This window comes from uncultured Roseibium sp., assembly GCF_947499295.1.
Taxonomy (GTDB): domain Bacteria; phylum Pseudomonadota; class Alphaproteobacteria; order Rhizobiales; family Stappiaceae; genus Roseibium.
In genome coordinates, this window is the sequence record NZ_CANMNP010000021.1 from 1 (window position 1) to 16,278 (window position 16,278).

Here is a 16,278-nt window from a genome sequence, read left to right on the forward strand (position 1 = left end):
CCCTCAACTCACGCCGAGGATCGCAAGGCCAACGCCGCCTACGCTTCCCTTCCTTCATATCCAAATTGTCAAAGAACAATGAGGAAAAATCCCCACCAGATAACGCAAAACCAAACCCAAAACCGAACCAATCGATCCAGCACAATCAACACAATTGTCAGGAATTAAGGTCGCAAAACCCTGTCGCCAGCGGCAGCACCGCCGTCGATGAGCGCGGTTATACGCACACCAATCTAAACCGTCAACAGCCCTTCGTCGTTTTTTTCATGAAAATTTCTTCACGCTCTGAAGCAGTGGATATTAACCTTCTTTTCACCATGTTGGCGCCACCGCAGAACCCGGTCATCCGATGGGTGAATTACCGAAACCCATCAGCCTTTGACCCGCATCTACAACAACGGTATGGCCGGTCACCTGTTCAGCCTCGACCAGGTAATGCACGGCCGCAACGATGTCCTTTGGCCCAAGCCCGGGACCGAGCGGCGTCAAGTTCTGACGACTGTCGAAGTTTTCCTGGGTCTGGTCAGAGGGAAGGATCAAGCCAGGCGCAATGGCGTTGACCCGGATCCTTTTGGGTCCGAGTTCGAAAGCAGCCAGCCGGGTCGCACCCTCCAGCGCAAACTTGCCGCAAAAATAGCTGAACCTTTCAGGCGACGCAGACAGCATCTGGGTGTCGAGCATGTTGATGATCAGCCCGGCTTCCGGGGCCGGATCCTGATTGGCGAAGGCCTGCATCAGAAAAACCGGCGCTGCCGCATTGACGTTCATGAGGAACTGCCAGCTGTCCATCGTCAAATTCGAAAGACTGTCGGTGTTGAAGGCGGAAGCCGAATTCACCAGTAAGTTGACCGGTCCGCCCAAAACACCGGCTGCCTCTACAATCAGTTCGCCCGCAATCTCCGGGACTCTGAGGTCCTTTTGCAGAAGGACCGCTTCCCCGCCACGCGAACGAATGTCTTCGTAAAGATCCTGCGCGCCACCGGCTGACGAATTATAGTGAAGCGCAAGCGCGTAACCCTTGTTCGCCAAACCTTGGGCAATAGCTTTGCCAAGCCGTTTGCCTGCCCCGGTAACAAGCGCGATCTTTTTGGCCGTCATAGACTTCTCCCCGACAAGTATCTCACGCAAAGTCCTGCAGATTCAGCACCGGTTGAACACGCGGAACCTCGTGGCTGCGCACCAGGTTTGCCCTCGACATGACGGCCAGCGTCGCAGCGCTTGTCTGCGCAACGCGAACCTCGTCGCGAAACAGGTAGACAGCACCCGTCAGCTGAACGGTCACGGGCCACCCGAGTTCTCTTAAGCGGAAAGACTGCAGAATGCTGTCTGTCTGATAGCGAATGCGATCCGGACCATCAGGCAAATGAAGAGCAAAACCGAAACCGGGATCCACCCACAAACGTTCGATGCCGGCATCCGTTGCGAGTTTGATGCGCTCTTTGAAGAAAGTCAGCTGGTGATCGAAAATCTCATCCGCCGGTGGCAGATAGTCCTGTGAACGTGCGTTCTCTCCAGGCGTGTAACAAAGCACAATCCCAGCCTGGTGAAAGGCAATTGCCTCATAGAAGGAAGGATCGTCGACGCGGCCGGTCAGGTTGATGACGCCGGCGCCTGCTTCCAGCAGGGCAATACCCACTTCTGGATGATAAGTTTCCACCGACACCAGAATATTTTCATTCGCCAGTGCCCGCACCACCGGCCGCATCTTGTCGATCTGGCGCTCCGCTGCGACGATATCTGCTGTATCGCCCGTTGACTCGGCCCCGATATCCACCATCGCAGCACCTTCCAGTGTCATGCGCTTGCCGCGATAAAGAGCGGCTTCAAACGTGTGGCAGACGGTTTCCCGGTAGGTGCTGTCAGGCGATAGATTAAGCACCCCCATCTGATAAGTCCGATCCTCAAAACGTCGGCCAAACTTTTCAAACTCGAATGTGCGAACGGGCGTTTCGAGCGCGTCACGATATTTGAGCCAGAGGGGGAGAAGACGGTCAGCGGAAATCATAAATTGAAGGCTCTATGAACAACAGGCTCAAATCAATCAGCTTTCGGGCAAATAGAAAAGGTCACACTGGCGGCAAGACCGTCATGCTTCAGCACGGCGACGTGAGATACGAATGCCGACACCTTGAGCTTCGTCGAAGATCTCCGGCTTGGTTACCTTGACCGTAACCCGCTCTGCCAAGGGATTGGCGAGCACAAACTCTGCGACCGCTTCGGCCCAATCTTCAACCAGATCGATATGCCCGCCTGAAGCCGCTTTTTCCTGGATAAAAGTGACCGTGTCGGCGTAGGAAACAAACGTTCCCTTTTCGCGCACGATTTTCCGGTAGCCGGGAATGGTAACGATTTCGACGTCGAACCGAACGGTTTGACGCCGCCCTTTCTCGCTTTCCAGAATGCCGATCTCGGTTGGCAGCAACAATCCGTCGATCAGGATGGTGTCCTGAGCCTCCTCGATCAGTTCGTGTTTCAGCGGCAGGTCAGAATGGACGGACATTGAAACTCCTGTGTCCCGGGCGGTAAACGTGTGGTCATGGATGTAACCACATCCCGCACGGGGTCAAGTTGCTCAGGTCTCAAGTCTTGCTTTGTGATGCTGCGCGCACAAATCAGCTGAGCCTGTGAGACACGGCTCAAAGCCAAGGCACTTGACCGCAGCAAACTTGCGGCAACCGCGGCCTGCTTGTCGTCGCAATCTGGCTCTGTCAAGCACCCCAAGTGTCGCTCAACCGGTACCCGCTCGGCCAGGGATCGTCGGGATCCAGCATGTGCTGGTGAATTCCGGTAATCCACCCTCTTCCTGAGATTTCCGGGACAATTCCGGCGCGATCACCGATCCTCTGCTCTTTGACGATCCGGCCGAGAAACGTCGATCCGATGATTGAGACAGCCTTGAATTCCTGGCCGACACTCATTTCCCCCTTTGCGGCCAAGAGCGCCATGCGTGCCGACACTGCCGTTCCGGTTGGTGACCGGTCGATCTTACCAGGCTGAATGGCGACCGCAGATTTCCCTGTGAGCCCGTTCGTCATCGGGGTCAGCGGCCCGCAATAAGCGCAAAATGAAATATGGTTCCAGTCAGGAACCTCGGGATGATGAAATCCAAGCTGTTCATTGGCTGCATTGGTGATCCGTACACCAAGGCTGGCAAGATCCTTGGCTCCATCTTCTTCGATGGCAAATCCGAGTTCACCGGCGTCGACCACAACGAAGCTGTCGCCGCCATAAGCCGTATCGACCGTTAAAGTGCCTATGCCTTCGACTTCCAGAGGGACCGAAATCTTGTCTGCGAAACTGGTCAGATTCTGGACCATAATCCGAACGGCCTTACCCTCACGGCATTCGGCCTTCACCTGCACCAGCCCGCCCGGCGCTTCCAGTGTCATGTCCGTGAAAGGCTCTTGCATCGGAATAATGCCGGCATCAAGCAGCACCGTGGACACACAAATAGAATTCGAGCCCGACATTGGTGGCGTGTCTTCGGGTTCCATGATGATGAACGCCGCATCGGCCTTTGGATGTTTGGGCGGCACGAGAAGATTGACATGCCGAAAGACACCGCCGCGTGGCTCGTTCAAGACGAAGTTTCGCAGGGTTTGGTCATTGGCAATATGGCTGCGTTGCTCCCAGAGCGTTTCGCCCGGAGGAGGAGCGACACCCCCGACAATCACATCGCCAACCTCACCTTCCGCATGGCAGGAAATCACATGGATGGTTTTGGCGCTGCGCATGAATCTGCCTCAAGTGTATCTGGCAACAGGAGCGCCCAACGCGTCAAAAATCGGCTCAATTCCCAGCCCCGGACGATCAGTGGCGGTCATGCGGCCATTCACCCGCTTTGGCGCACCGTCTGCAATATCTACCGTGCCATAACTGTTGAAATCCGTCGCCGAAAACGTGAATTCGGCAGGTGTTGAACGTGCAAGATGCGCGATGGCCGCTGTCGTAATGTCACCGCCCCATGTGTCTTCGATTGTCATCGGGATCCCATGTGCCACGCAAAGGTCCCGCATCAACTTGGCCCTGGTAAGCCCACCAACTTTTGAGATCTTCAGGTTGATGCAATCCATGGCATCTTCGGCAATACCCCTGACCAGCATATTAGGTCCATCGATGACCTCATCCAGCACAAAGGGCAATGTGGTGCGACGCCGGATAGAGAGGCATTCCTCGTAGGTCAGACAGGGCTGTTCGATATAAACGTCAAGATCAGCAACCGCACCAACAACACGTGCGGCCTCATGGCGGTTCCAACCGGTATTTGCATCGGCAACCAACAGATCAGTTGACTTTAGAACGGCCCGTGTGGCGCGAATGCGCTCGATATCGTCATTCGCATTCCCACCCACCTTGAGTTGGAACTTGGTGTAACCCTCCGCCGCATAACCCTCTATCTTGCCGGCCATGACCTCCGGCGCTTCCTGACTGATCGCCCGGTAAAGAACAACATCATCCTGCGCAGCTCCGCCAAGCAGGGTAAAAAGCGGCTGCCCTGTAGCCTTGCCCAAAAGATCCCAGCAAGCGATATCGATCGGCGCTTTTGCATAAGGATGTCCACGCAGCGCGGCATCCATGACCCGATTGATGTCTCCGATATTGAGTGGGTTCCGGCCGATCAGCTGAGGGGAAAGCTCCTCAAGTCCCGCCCTCACACCGCGGGCAAAACTCGGCAGATAGGCAGATCCGAGCGGACAGCATTCAGCATATCCCTTCAAGCCTTCATCGGTTTCGACTTCAACGACCGTGCTGTCGAAAACCTCGACAAAGTTTCCATTCGACCAGCTGTACCGTCCTTCTTTCAAGGGAAGGTCGACCTGATAGACGTTGATGGCCGAAATTTTCATATAGCTCTCCTTGCGGATCTAGAAGCGGCGTGCGGAAAAAGCGCTCATGTCGATTGGCAGTGAGGCATCCGACGCCAATGCCGCCACCAGTTCGGCCGTTCCGGCTGATTGGGTCAACCCCAGATGACCATGACCGAAAGCATAAAGGACCCGGCGGTCGTTCGGAGACCGGTCAATAACCGGCAAACTGTCGGGCAGCGACGGCCGGAAGCCCATCCATTGGCGCCCCCCCTCGGTTTTAAGACCGGGCAAAAAGCTCTGCGCCTTCTTCAACAAAATCTCAGATCGCTTGTAGTTGGGCTCAAGGTTGAGCCCACCCAGCTCAACAGCCCCACCAACACGAACACCACCATTGATCCTGGTCACCACAAATCCGTGCCCGGAAAAACTCAAATGGGTTTTCAGATCAAATGCACCCTGAGGCAGGGTGGTGTTGTACCCGCGCTCGGTTTCAAGCGGGATCCTGTCACCGATTGATCGGGCGATATGATGTGACCAGGCACCGGCACAAACGACCACCTGTTTTGCCCCAAGACACTTTCCTTCGAGCTGGACGCTAACGCATGTGCTTTCAGATTTGAGCGTTTTGACGTCACCCGCACCGATCTCTCCACCGCGCTCCAGAAACCTTGCCCGCAGGCGATCTAGCCAACGAGCCGGATCACAGGTGTTGATCCAGTCCGGTGTAAATCCGGCATGTGTAAATCGTCGATCGAGACCTGGTTGATAAGCGGCAATTGCGTCCGGCGTTTCAAGCAGTTCAAACCGGACCCCATGTTCACCGCGCCTTTGCCAGACGGGTAAGCTTGCCGCGAATTCCTTTGCACCCTCGAACAACTGCAGCTGACCCTCACGTTGAAGAAGCTCCTCACCATCAACATCTGCGACAAGGGCGTAAAGAGCCGACTGCGACACTTGCATCAGGCTGGCCTGCGCTCTCAGGGCAAGTTGGTGTCTATCCGGCCAGCTTGCGCGCCAGAAGCGCAACATCCAGGGCGCAATCTTGAACGCATAAGATGGCGGGATGGAGAGTGGGCCGAGCGGATCCAGAAGCCACTTTGGCGCTTTTCGCATAATGCCCGGCGTTGCGAGTGGCTCGATGTCGGAAAAGGCAAAGGCACCGGCGTTCATTTCCGATGCCCTTTGAGACGTTTTCTGCCTGTCAACGATCAGAACGGACCGACCTCTGGATTGCAAGGCCAGAGCGCTGCAGATGCCCACGACCCCGGCACCTATTACAATGACATCCTGCACCTGACTGCCAGCCATGGCCGAACCCCTGCTTAAGGCCTGCGGGTTACAACCTCCGCAAGCAATTCTCTCTAAAGGCGAATGCCAGATCTATAAGGATCGCCAGGTTCAAAGATGAGATGGGCTTCAGAGGTCACGAAAGCCTGTCCCCTGACCTGAGGAACAACGCCGCCATTCTGCCCGGGCTGGTAGCTCATATCGTAGGTGCTTCCAACAATGCTCTCCTGCCTCCAGGGCTCACCTGGGGCAAGCAGACCGTCCTCAGCCAAACAAGCGAGTTTGGCCGAACAGCCTGTGCCGCACGGTGAACGGTCATAGGCTCCTCCGGGACAAAGCACGAAGTTCCGGCTGTTGGCGGTTGGCTCGACCGGTGAGCCGAACAGTTCGACATGATCGATCCAGGCGCCGTCAGCGCCGGTGACACCGGCGCTTTCAAGTCCACTTCTGATCTTAAGTGTCAGGTCTGTAAGGGCACGGATGTTCGAACCGGCAAGTGCCAGCGGGCTTTCTTTGACAAGAAAAAACCAGTTGCCGCCCCAGGCAACATCGCCGGTTACCGGACCGATGCCTTCGACCTCAATCGTGACGCCCTTGGCATATCGGTAGCTTTCGACGTTGGTCACGGAAACCGTATTTGGGTCCAGAAGATCGACGTCGACAACGCCGACAGGTGTTTCAAACTTGTGCGCACCGATGCCAATGCGGTTCAAATGCGCAAGCGTGACCGCAAGCCCGATTGTCGCGTGGCCGCACATCCCAAGGTTCTGAAGATTGTTGAAATAGATGACACCAGTGGCGCAATCTTCTCGGGTCGGCGGCACCAGGAGTGCACCTATGATCGCATCATGCCCTCTGGGTTCCAGAACAACAGACGCGCAGAAATCCATATATTCAGCTTCCAGCCGTGCCGCGCGTTCTGGAAGTGGCCCGGACCCCAAATCCGGACCGCCCTCGATCACAACACGTGTTGGCTCACCCGCCGTATGACTGTCGACTACGCGCATTCGGCAATCACGCCTCCCTGTTTCGACCAATCGGCATACCAGGTTTTGAACAGCTCATATTGCGCTTCAACGTAGTTGCGCTGCGCGTCGGTCAACGCATCGGTTTCATTGAAATGCAGTCGATAGGCGTCCTCACCGTTCATGACCATCAGATGTTTGTAATAGAGAACAAGGTCTGGGCCTTCGTCGAAACTGGACAGAACCGCCAGCGCCTCTTCCAGCTCTTTTGCCCTTAAACGCGCCTCCGCATTCCCTGCCGCAGCTCTTTTGCAGAGAGAAACAAGAAGCAGCACCTCACGCGGCAGCGCGTTTCCGATACCGGTAATCGCCCCAGTCGCACCGCAGTTGACAAAGCCATGATAGACCGCGGTATCAACACCAACCATCAGCGTGACCTCGTCGTCCTGCGATGTGATGTTTTCTGCCGCATATCGCAGATCGTCCGGGCCACCGAACTCCTTGAAGCCGACGAGATTTGGATGATCCTTTCTCAAGTCGAAAAAGAGGTCTGCTCTCGTCGCAAATCCATAATACGGGCTGTTGTAGATGACTGCCGGAAGATTTGGTGCTGCAGCCAGGATCGCGCTGAAGTGCTGGCGCTGCGCGGACGCTGATACTCCGCGTGAGAGAACTCTCGGAATGACCATGAGGCCATGCGCACCAACTTTTGCGGCATGCCTCGCATGGGAGACCGCCGACGCGGAATTGATTGCGCCAGTGCCCACGACCACGGGAACGCCTGCTTTGACCAGACGCTCCACGCCCTCCATGCGGGCTTCGTCGGTCAATAGCGGCCAATCTCCCATGGAACCGCAATAGACGACAGCCGACATGCCGACCTCCATCAGCTCCTGACCCTTTTTCACCAGAGCATCATAATCGGGCGAGCGGTCGGCTTTGCACGGCGTCATAAGTGCCGGCATGCATCCGGAAAAAACATTCGACGACATTATCAACTCCTTACAGGGTCAGACAGTACAAGAAAATCGAGACGCCTGACGTCACGATGATTGCGCTGGCGAGCGCACATTGGCAAGAAAACTGCGCGTCTTCCCTTAAACTCAGGTTCCTGAATCCATCGGTAGAGCCCGTGGCCGTGTGGCCTGAAACCATTGCCCACCCGGCAAAGGCCAGACCATGGTTACGTCAATGATGAGCATTCGCATCGAAACAGTCGTATCCCATTCTAGCGAGGCACCGCTTCGCGGCGAATACTCAACCCTCGCAGTCCTACAATTCCCTCTCAACGGGATTGATAATCTAAATTGGATCCAATATTCAATATAAAATATTCAAAAGCATTCCCTCTTCACGCAAACGGGCCGATCCCGTACAAGTCTGAAGTCAAGGAGAACGGGCACATGAAACTGGAATCGATGGACATTTCGGCGACTGCATCGGCGTCCTCGATTGTGTTCAGTGCGCTCAGGAAGGCCATTATCGAAGGCCAGCTCGAGGAGGGCGAACCTCTTCGGCAAGACGAAATTGCCAGGCTTTTCAACACCAGCCGGATCCCGGTTCGCGAAGCAATATCCAGGCTTGAAGAACAAGGACTGGTTAGAACACAGCGGTACAAAGGAGCGGTTGTCGCTGGCTTGTCTCCAAAGGAAACAGCCGAAATTTTCGACCTGCGCGCTCTGGTCGAGCCCGAAATTATCCGGGATGCCGTGCCGCGCATGACACCTGAACTCCTGAGGACTGCACGAAAGAAATGCGCAGCATTCTCATCGGCCAAAGATCCGATGCACTACGGCGATCTCAATCGGGATTTTCACGAGACGCTTTATAGCGTCAGTGAACTGAAGTTCTTTCTGGAGATTGCCGACAACGCAATCGACCGGGTCGAACGGCAAATTCGCGCCCAGCTGGTAATGTCCGATGGCATGGAACGGGCAAGCACCGAGCATGCGTCCATCCTGAACGCCTGCGAATCCGGCAATGCCGAACTTGCTGCGAAACTGACACGGGATCACATTCGGGGCGCAAAGAAGTCATTGCTGCAACATCTGGCCTGAACCTGCCCCGTCGCTCAAGTTGGGCAGGACGCCGAAACGCCCTGCAAGCAGTTTTCATTTTGAGAGGTCTTGGGCAAGCATAAGCGCGTTGCCGTCCGGATCATAAAATGTCGCTGTGCTGACCATTCCCTCGACCGTCTCAGTCGGTCCGTCAAATTTGACGTCAACCCCCTCCAACGCCGTCCGTGCCGCCTCAATATCGGCGACGCCGAAAACGGGAACAGTGTTCCCGGGTGAAGGCTCCGCCTGCTCACCCAATCCCAGAGTGACCCCTTCAGTCTTGGTTTGCATCTCGCTCCAACCGGCCTCGTCAAAATGATAAAGCAGCTCGAAGCCGAGTTTCTCCACATACCAGGCAGCACTGATATGCCTGTCGCGCACAGAAAGTGCCAAAGTGATTGTATTGTCCAAAGAAACTACCGACATGACGCTTTCCTATGTAGCAAAAATATAGTAACTATATTTCATGGATATCACCTTGCTTGTCAAGCTCACATCCAAAGCGTGGTCCTTGAAAATCCTCGCTCTCATGCATGCCGGCACTCCCGGGCGGCAAGCCCCGCTCATTGCTGCGACAAGTGCAAGCCGCTCGGCTTTTGCATCGAGCCTTGATCATCTGGTGCAACTTGGCCTGCTTGAGAAAAATCCGGGGCACGGCCATCCTTTGCGACCGGAATTCCGGCTGACTGCACTTGGCGTTCCTGTGGCTGCCGTTGCAAGCAAGATCATCGGCACGGTGCCTGACGAAACTGCATTGGCCATAATTCGCCGAAACTGGGCCGTGCCTATTTTGGCCATCACGGCGAAACCGACCCGATTTTCAATCATCAAATCCGAACTGGGCTCAATCACAGACCGTGCCCTGTCCAAGTCATTGTGCACCTTGGAAGACCAGCAATGGCTCAAACGCGAGATTGACGTATCCCAGCGCGCTCCTTTCCCGACGTATCTTGCGGTGAATGCAGGCTTGCAGATTAACAAGGCCATTAGTTTGAGCCCCTAATGCCCGCACTTTGGGAACGTTCAAACTTGAGCAAATTGCTGACCTGGCGCCCAACAGTATCAGCACAACGACCGTCCTCGACTGTCAACATCTGTCCTTTTCGGGAAAAGTACCTTGACAAATTGGAACGTTCCAGTTTTTATAAAAGTCAATTGGAACGTTCCAAAAAACTTAGGGAGACAAGATGCGCTGGGGTCTTATTGGTGCAAGCCGAATTGCGTCGAGTTACGTCATTGATGCCATCCGGGCACAGGCAGACTGCGATATCCTGTCTGTCTTGAGCTCCAATGCATCTCGCGGCGCATCTTTCGCCGCAGACCACGGCATCGTGGACAGCTACACGGATCTTGACGCGCTTCTAACCGACCCGTCAGTCGACGCCGTTTACATCTCGACCACAAACGATAAGCACCACGCACAAGCCATGGCAGCCATTGCGGCCGGCAAACATGTTTTGTGTGAAAAACCGCTTGCAATGACGCTCGCCGAGGCCAACGAAATGGTACGCAGCGCTGAAGAAAAGGGTGTCGTCTTTGCGACCAATCATCATCTGCGCAACGCAGGATCGCATCTTGCCATTCAAGATCTGATCGCGAACGGCCGCATTGGCAAAGTGCTCAGCGCACGCGTCTTTCACGCGGTCAATCTGCCGGAGCACCTCCGCGGTTGGCGCATCAATGACGCTGCAGCAGGCGGCGGTGTCATTCCGGACATCACCGTTCATGATGCCGACACCATCCGCTTTCATCTCTCTGAAGACCCTGTTGATGTGGTTGCCAAGTCTGGCTCTTCCGGCCTTGGCGAAGGCGTCGAGGACAGCGTCATGTCGGTCTGGAGCATGCCGTCGGGTGCGATGGTCCAGACCCATGAGAGCTTCACACATGGATATGCCGGGACCGGCATCGAGTTTCACGGCACAAAGGGCTCCATCTTCGCCCGCAACGTCATGACACAGGAACCTGTCGGCGAAATCCGCCTGGTCGACGCGCAGGGTGAAGCGGCAATTTCCTACGAAAAGCACAATCTCTATCACCGCGCGCTCGGCTTGTTTGTTCAAGCCGTCGCGGGCCGTGGCCGGCCGTCAGCCAACGGTGTGGATGGCGTCAAGTCCCTGGCCGTCGCACTTGCAGTGCGTGAAGCAGCCAAATCCGGCAATGCCACTCGTGTCGACTATGGAGGGTTATGAGACCATGTCCTCGAAAGTCGTTTCCATGGAAGATGCCGCCGCCCGGATCTCCGATGACGCCGTCGTGACCATTTCCTCCTCCTCCGGCCTCGGGTGTCCCGACAAGATACTGGAAGCAATTGGTGACCGGTTTGATCAGGAAGGACACCCGAGGAACCTCACGACGCTGCACCCGATTGCCGCCGGTGACATGTATGGCATCAAGGGCATCGACCACATTGCCAAAGATGGCTTGCTTTCCGCCATCATTGCCGGTTCCTATCCCTCAGGACCGTCTTCTTTGCCAATGCCGCAGATCTGGCAAATGCTGGTTGAAGACCGGGTCGCGGCTTACAATGTTCCCTCCGGCATCCTGTTTGACATGCACCGTGACGTAGCTGCCCGCCGCCCCGGCGTGTTTACGAAAATCGGGCTGGACACGTTTGTCGACCCCCGACGCCAGGGCTGCGCCATGAACGATGCGGCAAGCAAAAAGCCAATCGTCTCGCGCGTGGAACTTGGCGGCGAAACCTGGCTTCATTTTCCTAACATTGTTCCCGATGTCGCAATCATTCGCGCCACCACCGCAGATGAGCGCGGCAATCTGACCTATGAACACGAAGGGGCATATCTTGGCGGTCTTGAACAGGCGATTGCCGTGCGCAACCATGGCGGCCTGGTTATTGCACAGGTCAAGCGGATTACGGCCGCCGGGTCCTTGCGCCCGCATGATGTCAGGGTTCCGGGTCATCTGGTGGACTTGATCGTCGTCGACCCGGACCAGCGTCAGACAACTGAAACTGAATATGACCCGGCGATTTCCGGCGAAATCATGCGCCCTTGGTCCAGTTTCTCGCTCGCAGAACATGGCGTTGAAAAGATTGTTGCGCGCCGGGCAGCCATGGAGCTGAGCTCAGGCCAGACGGCGAATCTCGGTTTCGGCATCTCCGCCATGGTCCCGCGCGTCTTGCTGGAAGCAGGTCAGGAACAGGCAGTCACCTGGGCCATCGAGCAAGGCGCGACCGGCGGTATGCCACTGACTGGTTTCGCCTTTGGTTGCGCATCCAATGCTGATGCCTACATGCCCTCGCCTCAGCAATTCACTTACTTTCAGGGTGGTGGGTTCGACGTCTCCTTCCTGTCGTTTCTGGAGATCGATCTGGAAGGCAACGTGAATGTTTCCAAGCTCGGAAAGAAACCCTACCTGACGGCCGGTTGCGGCGGCTTTGTCGACATCACCGCGCATGCCCGAAAGATAGTGTTTTCCGGCCTCTTTGAGGCAGGCGCAGACCTTGACCTGAGCAATGATGCACTAACGGTCAAATCCCCCGGCAAATTCACCAAGATGGTTGATGAGGTCGAACACATCACTTTCTCAGGCCGCAGAGCGCGCGAACTGGGGCAGGAAGTTCTCTATGTCACGGAACGCTGCGTCATCGAATTGAAGAATAACGGTCTGATGGCAACGGAAATCATGCCGGGCATCAATCCAGAACGCGACATTGTCGATGCTTCGAAGGGCCGCGTTCGTCTTGCCAACAGCCTGAAGGAAATGCCGAAGGCCCTCTTGCGGAGCGAAGCGATGGAGCTGAGCCTTTGAGCGCACTGCATCTCATACGCCACAGCCCGGTTGCCGAGCTGAAACTGGACAATCCGGGAAAGCTCAACGCGTTCACGCTGGAGATGTTGCGCGCGGTTGAACCGATCTGCGACGACCTGGAGCGCGACCCGGGCATCCTTGCTGTTATCATCACTGCAGCAGACAGCAAAGCCTTCTGCGCCGGTGCCGACATACTGGAATGGTCTGAGCTTTCTCCCTACGAGTTTGCACGGCACTGGGTGCGTGAAGGTCACCGAGTATTCGATCGGCTGGCGCGATTGTCGAAACCCACAATTGCTGCTGTCGGCGCACATGCATTTGGCGGTGGACTTGAATTTGCTGCAACCGCAGACATTCGCATCATGGCCCCAGGCGCAACACTCGCCCTTCCCGAGGCTTCGGTCGGGATTGTCCCGGGCTGGTCGGGAACACAGCGGCTGATCCGCTTGCTCGGCGAGCCGCTGGTCAAGGAGATGGCCCTCTTCGGCCGCCGCATCTCGGCAGCGCGTGCCCATTCGATTGGGTTTGCAGCAGATATTGCCGAAGATCCGCGCTCTTTTGCCTTCGAGTGTGCTCAGAAACTTTCGGCCAGGTCCCAACATGCATCCGAAGTGGCGAAATACATGATCCACGCGGCCGTTGGCGAAGATCGCGGTGCCATGATCGAGACCCTCGGGGCCGGCATGATCAGCCCGACCGACGACCGCAACGAAGGCGTCGCAGCCTTTCGTGAAAAGCGTAAACCGAACTTTTCCGGAAACCAGTCATGAGCGAATTGAACGTTGTCTCCATTAGTGAAGCACAAATCCCAAGCGAAACTTTTGTCGCCCGTCACCTGATCGACGGATCCTGGCAAGCCAGCACTGACGGCGCGACCTTTGAAAGAACTTCGCCGTCACATGGCTGCGTGGTCACCCTGGCCAGCAAGGGCAGCGCCCGGGATGTGGATGCCGCAATTTCCGCGGCCCGCCTCGCGTTCGACAAAGGCCGCTGGCCGCGAACATCCGGCAAGGAGCGAGCAACGCTATTGCTCAAGGTGGCTGACCTGATCGACCGGGAGCGCGATCGGATTGCCCTCATGGAAACTCTCGAGTCCGGCAAGCCAATCAGCCAGGCAAAAGCCGAGATAGAAGGTGCCGCAGATATCTGGCGGTATGCAGCCTCGCTCGCACGTACGCTCCACGGCGAGAGTTACAATTCGCTTGGAAACGACTTTCTTGGTCTCGTTCTGAAGGAACCGATTGGTGTCGTTTCAATTATCACACCCTGGAATTTCCCGTTCCTTATTGTCACGCAAAAACTGCCATTTGCGCTCGCAGCAGGTTGTACGGCGGTCATCAAGCCTTCCGAAATGACCCCTGCGACAACCGTGATCCTGGGCGAGCTTCTCCATGAAGCGGGATTGCCTGCCGGTGTTGTTAACATCATCCTTGGTTACGGCGATCCTGTTGGCGCTGCAATGACCGCAGACAAGCGGGTCGATATGGTGACCTTCACCGGTTCGACAGCTGTCGGAAAATCCATCGTAAGCGCTGCTTCAGGCACCTTGAAAAAGGTTTCGCTGGAACTTGGCGGCAAGAACCCGCAAGTCATTTTTCCGGACGCGGACCTCGAAAGCGCAGTCGATGCCGTCGTGTTCGGCGTTTACTTCAATGCCGGCGAATGCTGCAACTCCGGATCCCGGATCATCGTGCACGAGGATATTGCCGAGGATTTTACGAAGCGAACGGTCGCGCTGTCGCGGCAAGTGCCCTTCGGCGACCCATTGGACCCATCGACCAAAGTCGGCGCGATCATCACACCCGAGCATCAAAACAAGATCGACAGATATGTTCGGGAAGCCGCCCGATCGGGAGCTACAGTTGAACTTGGTGGGGAGGCTTTGGCCGTTCCCGGCCTGAAGGGTCAGTTCTATCAGCCAACGGTGGTCTCCAATGTGAGGAGCAACATGCCGATTGCGCGCGAGGAAGTCTTTGGGCCCGTGTTGTCCGTTCTGACTTTCAAGACGCTTGATGAAGCCATTGAGCTGGTCAACGACGCCGACTATGGACTTTCGGCCGGCGTTTGGAGTGACAACGTTCACACCTGCCTTGAATTCGCACGCCGTGCTCAGGCTGGAACTGTCTGGACCAACACCTGGATGGATGGATTTTCCGAACTTCCCTTCGGCGGTGTCAAGGAGAGCGGTCAGGGACGGGAGCTTGGCAAACACGGCCTTGAGGAATTTCTTGAAGCCAAAACCGTGACCATGCGGATCGGCCGCTCACGCGCGCCCTGGGTCTCCTGATGAGACACTTAGCCGGAAATGGAAAACGGCCCATTGGGCTTGAGGAGAACCTGCATCTCCTCCATTGGCCTGCCGTCTATCCTTGCGAGCAGAACCTCAGCCATGGCGCGGCCCGTGGCGCGAAGGTCTTCGTCCACTGTCTCAATGCGCGGACGAAAATGATTGGAAATCGGAGAGGCGCGTTTGGCGACAAGATCGACTTCCTTTCCAGGGGTCAGCCCCATGTCATTCAGACCGGCAAGCGTGATCAAGGCCATCACTTCACCAACGCACACATATCCATCCGGCGCATCCGGTCCGGCGTGAAGCGCACGAAGTGTCGCGGCAATCTCGTCAGGTTCGCTGTCAAGATCTACACCTTCGGGGATCGTGAGCTGTGCACCACAGGAAATAGCCGCCTGCCGGGCCCCAAAGCGCAAGTGCTGCCCAAACGTGTACCGCTCATTCGGCATGACGATGCAAATATGCTGACGCCCTTTTTGAACAAGGCGCTCGATTGCCTGGCGCACGAAGGCCTCATTGTCGAAGTCGACAAAGGGATGCGGCGTGGTGAAATCCGTCCGGCCGTGGCTGACAAACGGAAAGCCGTGCTCAAGCAGATATCGCACACGGTCATCGAAGCATTCTGTACGCGTGAACACGATGGCATCCGCAAGCGAATGGCGCCGTATCTGGCGGATTACATCCAGCCGGTCGCCGCCAAGGCTGTCGGCCGTGATGTTGATTGCGTATCCGGTTCCCTGCAGTCCCTCACTCATACCGGCGAGAAACTCGGACGTGAAACTGAGATACTCGTGCCGGGTGTTGAGCAAAAGGCTAATGACTTTTGTGCGGCCGGTGCGCAGCCGCTGCGCCGCACGGTTGGGAACGTAGCCTTGTCTGTTGGCAACTTCCGTAACCCGCTTGCGGGTGGCTTCCGCGATCCTGGGATCGTCGGCAAGTGCGCGCGAAACAGTGGTAACCGCAAGACCTGCCTCCGCCGCAACTGTGCGCAGGGTCGGTCGCGGCAAAACGTCAGCGGCATTTTCTTCTTTGGAAACCAAATTCTTTCGCGGCATGCCCGTTCAACTCACCCCAAGCCTTGTAGCGCAGAAACCAAAACAAGT

At 56.3% G+C, this 16,278-nt stretch carries 16 protein-coding genes; 6 read left to right on the forward strand and 10 right to left on the reverse strand.

The annotated features are described in order from the left end of the window. Positions 1-342: 342 nt before the first annotated feature. The 8 genes from Q0835_RS25440 to Q0835_RS25475 all read right to left on the reverse strand — a co-directional run bounded on the left by Q0835_RS25440 (position 343) and on the right by Q0835_RS25475 (position 8,052). The gene (locus Q0835_RS25440) at positions 343-1,098 is read right to left on the reverse strand and encodes an SDR family oxidoreductase (RefSeq protein ID WP_298965533.1); all 756 of its coding nucleotides are present in this window, start codon (positions 1,096-1,098) and stop codon (positions 343-345) included. Between the two features lie 22 nt (positions 1,099-1,120). Next, positions 1,121-2,005 carry a dihydropteroate synthase gene (locus tag Q0835_RS25445; protein ID WP_298822438.1) on the reverse strand — a complete coding sequence of 295 codons (885 nt, stop codon included), beginning with the start codon at positions 2,003-2,005 and terminating at the stop codon, positions 1,121-1,123. Positions 2,006-2,086: 81 nt separating this feature from the next. After that, positions 2,087-2,500 carry a dihydroneopterin aldolase gene (locus tag Q0835_RS25450; protein ID WP_298822436.1) on the reverse strand — a complete coding sequence of 138 codons (414 nt, stop codon included), beginning with the start codon at positions 2,498-2,500 and terminating at the stop codon, positions 2,087-2,089. A 208-nt stretch (positions 2,501-2,708) separates the two neighbouring features. After that, positions 2,709-3,734, reverse strand: a complete 1,026-nt coding sequence (locus tag Q0835_RS25455) for a proline racemase family protein (protein WP_298965535.1) — start codon at positions 3,732-3,734, stop codon at positions 2,709-2,711. A 9-nt stretch (positions 3,735-3,743) separates the two neighbouring features. Then, entirely contained in the window at positions 3,744-4,847 is a 1,104-nt protein-coding gene (locus tag Q0835_RS25460) for a cis-3-hydroxy-L-proline dehydratase (protein ID WP_298965538.1), read from the reverse strand. A gap of 18 nt (positions 4,848-4,865) precedes the next feature. After that, positions 4,866-6,116 carry an FAD-binding oxidoreductase gene (locus tag Q0835_RS25465; RefSeq protein WP_298965540.1) on the reverse strand — a complete coding sequence of 417 codons (1,251 nt, stop codon included), beginning with the start codon at positions 6,114-6,116 and terminating at the stop codon, positions 4,866-4,868. Positions 6,117-6,169: 53 nt separating this feature from the next. Next, on the reverse strand, positions 6,170-7,102 hold the full coding sequence (locus Q0835_RS25470) for a proline racemase family protein (protein ID WP_298965544.1): 933 nt from the start codon (positions 7,100-7,102) through the stop codon (positions 6,170-6,172). After that, a complete protein-coding gene (locus Q0835_RS25475) occupies positions 7,093-8,052 on the reverse strand; it encodes a dihydrodipicolinate synthase family protein (RefSeq protein ID WP_298965546.1) in 960 nt (319 codons plus the stop codon). Before Q0835_RS25475 ends, Q0835_RS25470 begins: the two co-directional genes overlap by 10 nt. Positions 8,053-8,463: 411 nt before the next feature. Here Q0835_RS25475 and Q0835_RS25480 point away from each other — a divergent pair, with 411 nt between their 5' ends. Continuing rightward, the gene (locus Q0835_RS25480; protein ID WP_298965549.1) at positions 8,464-9,117 is read left to right on the forward strand and encodes a GntR family transcriptional regulator; all 654 of its coding nucleotides are present in this window, start codon (positions 8,464-8,466) and stop codon (positions 9,115-9,117) included. Between the two features lie 54 nt (positions 9,118-9,171). Here Q0835_RS25480 and Q0835_RS25485 read toward each other — a convergent pair whose 3' ends face one another. Then, positions 9,172-9,543, reverse strand: coding sequence for a VOC family protein (locus tag Q0835_RS25485; protein WP_298965552.1), 372 nt, complete (start codon positions 9,541-9,543; stop codon positions 9,172-9,174). Between the two features lie 52 nt (positions 9,544-9,595). Here Q0835_RS25485 and Q0835_RS25490 point away from each other — a divergent pair, with 52 nt between their 5' ends. The 5 genes from Q0835_RS25490 (at position 9,596) to Q0835_RS25510 (ending at position 15,172) form a co-directional block, all read left to right on the forward strand. Then, entirely contained in the window at positions 9,596-10,120 is a 525-nt protein-coding gene (locus tag Q0835_RS25490) for a winged helix-turn-helix transcriptional regulator (protein ID WP_298965555.1), read from the forward strand. 184 nt (positions 10,121-10,304) lie between these two features. Continuing rightward, positions 10,305-11,306: a Gfo/Idh/MocA family oxidoreductase gene (locus Q0835_RS25495; protein ID WP_298965558.1), complete on the forward strand. Its 1,002-nt coding sequence runs from the start codon at positions 10,305-10,307 to the stop codon at positions 11,304-11,306. A 4-nt stretch (positions 11,307-11,310) separates the two neighbouring features. Further along, on the forward strand, positions 11,311-12,885 hold the full coding sequence (locus Q0835_RS25500; protein ID WP_298965561.1) for a CoA-transferase: 1,575 nt from the start codon (positions 11,311-11,313) through the stop codon (positions 12,883-12,885). Continuing rightward, the gene (locus tag Q0835_RS25505) at positions 12,882-13,655 is read left to right on the forward strand and encodes an enoyl-CoA hydratase/isomerase family protein (RefSeq protein WP_298965564.1); all 774 of its coding nucleotides are present in this window, start codon (positions 12,882-12,884) and stop codon (positions 13,653-13,655) included. The genes Q0835_RS25500 and Q0835_RS25505 overlap by 4 nt, the downstream gene beginning before the upstream one ends. Then, positions 13,652-15,172 (forward strand): aldehyde dehydrogenase family protein, encoded by a 1,521-nt coding sequence (locus tag Q0835_RS25510; protein WP_298965565.1) that lies wholly within the window; start codon positions 13,652-13,654, stop codon positions 15,170-15,172. Before Q0835_RS25505 ends, Q0835_RS25510 begins: the two co-directional genes overlap by 4 nt. 8 nt (positions 15,173-15,180) lie before the next feature. On the opposite strand, the gene Q0835_RS25515 is transcribed toward Q0835_RS25510, so the two are convergent. After that, a complete protein-coding gene (locus Q0835_RS25515) occupies positions 15,181-16,230 on the reverse strand; it encodes a LacI family transcriptional regulator (RefSeq protein ID WP_298822422.1) in 1,050 nt (349 codons plus the stop codon). Positions 16,231-16,278: the final 48 nt, after the last annotated feature.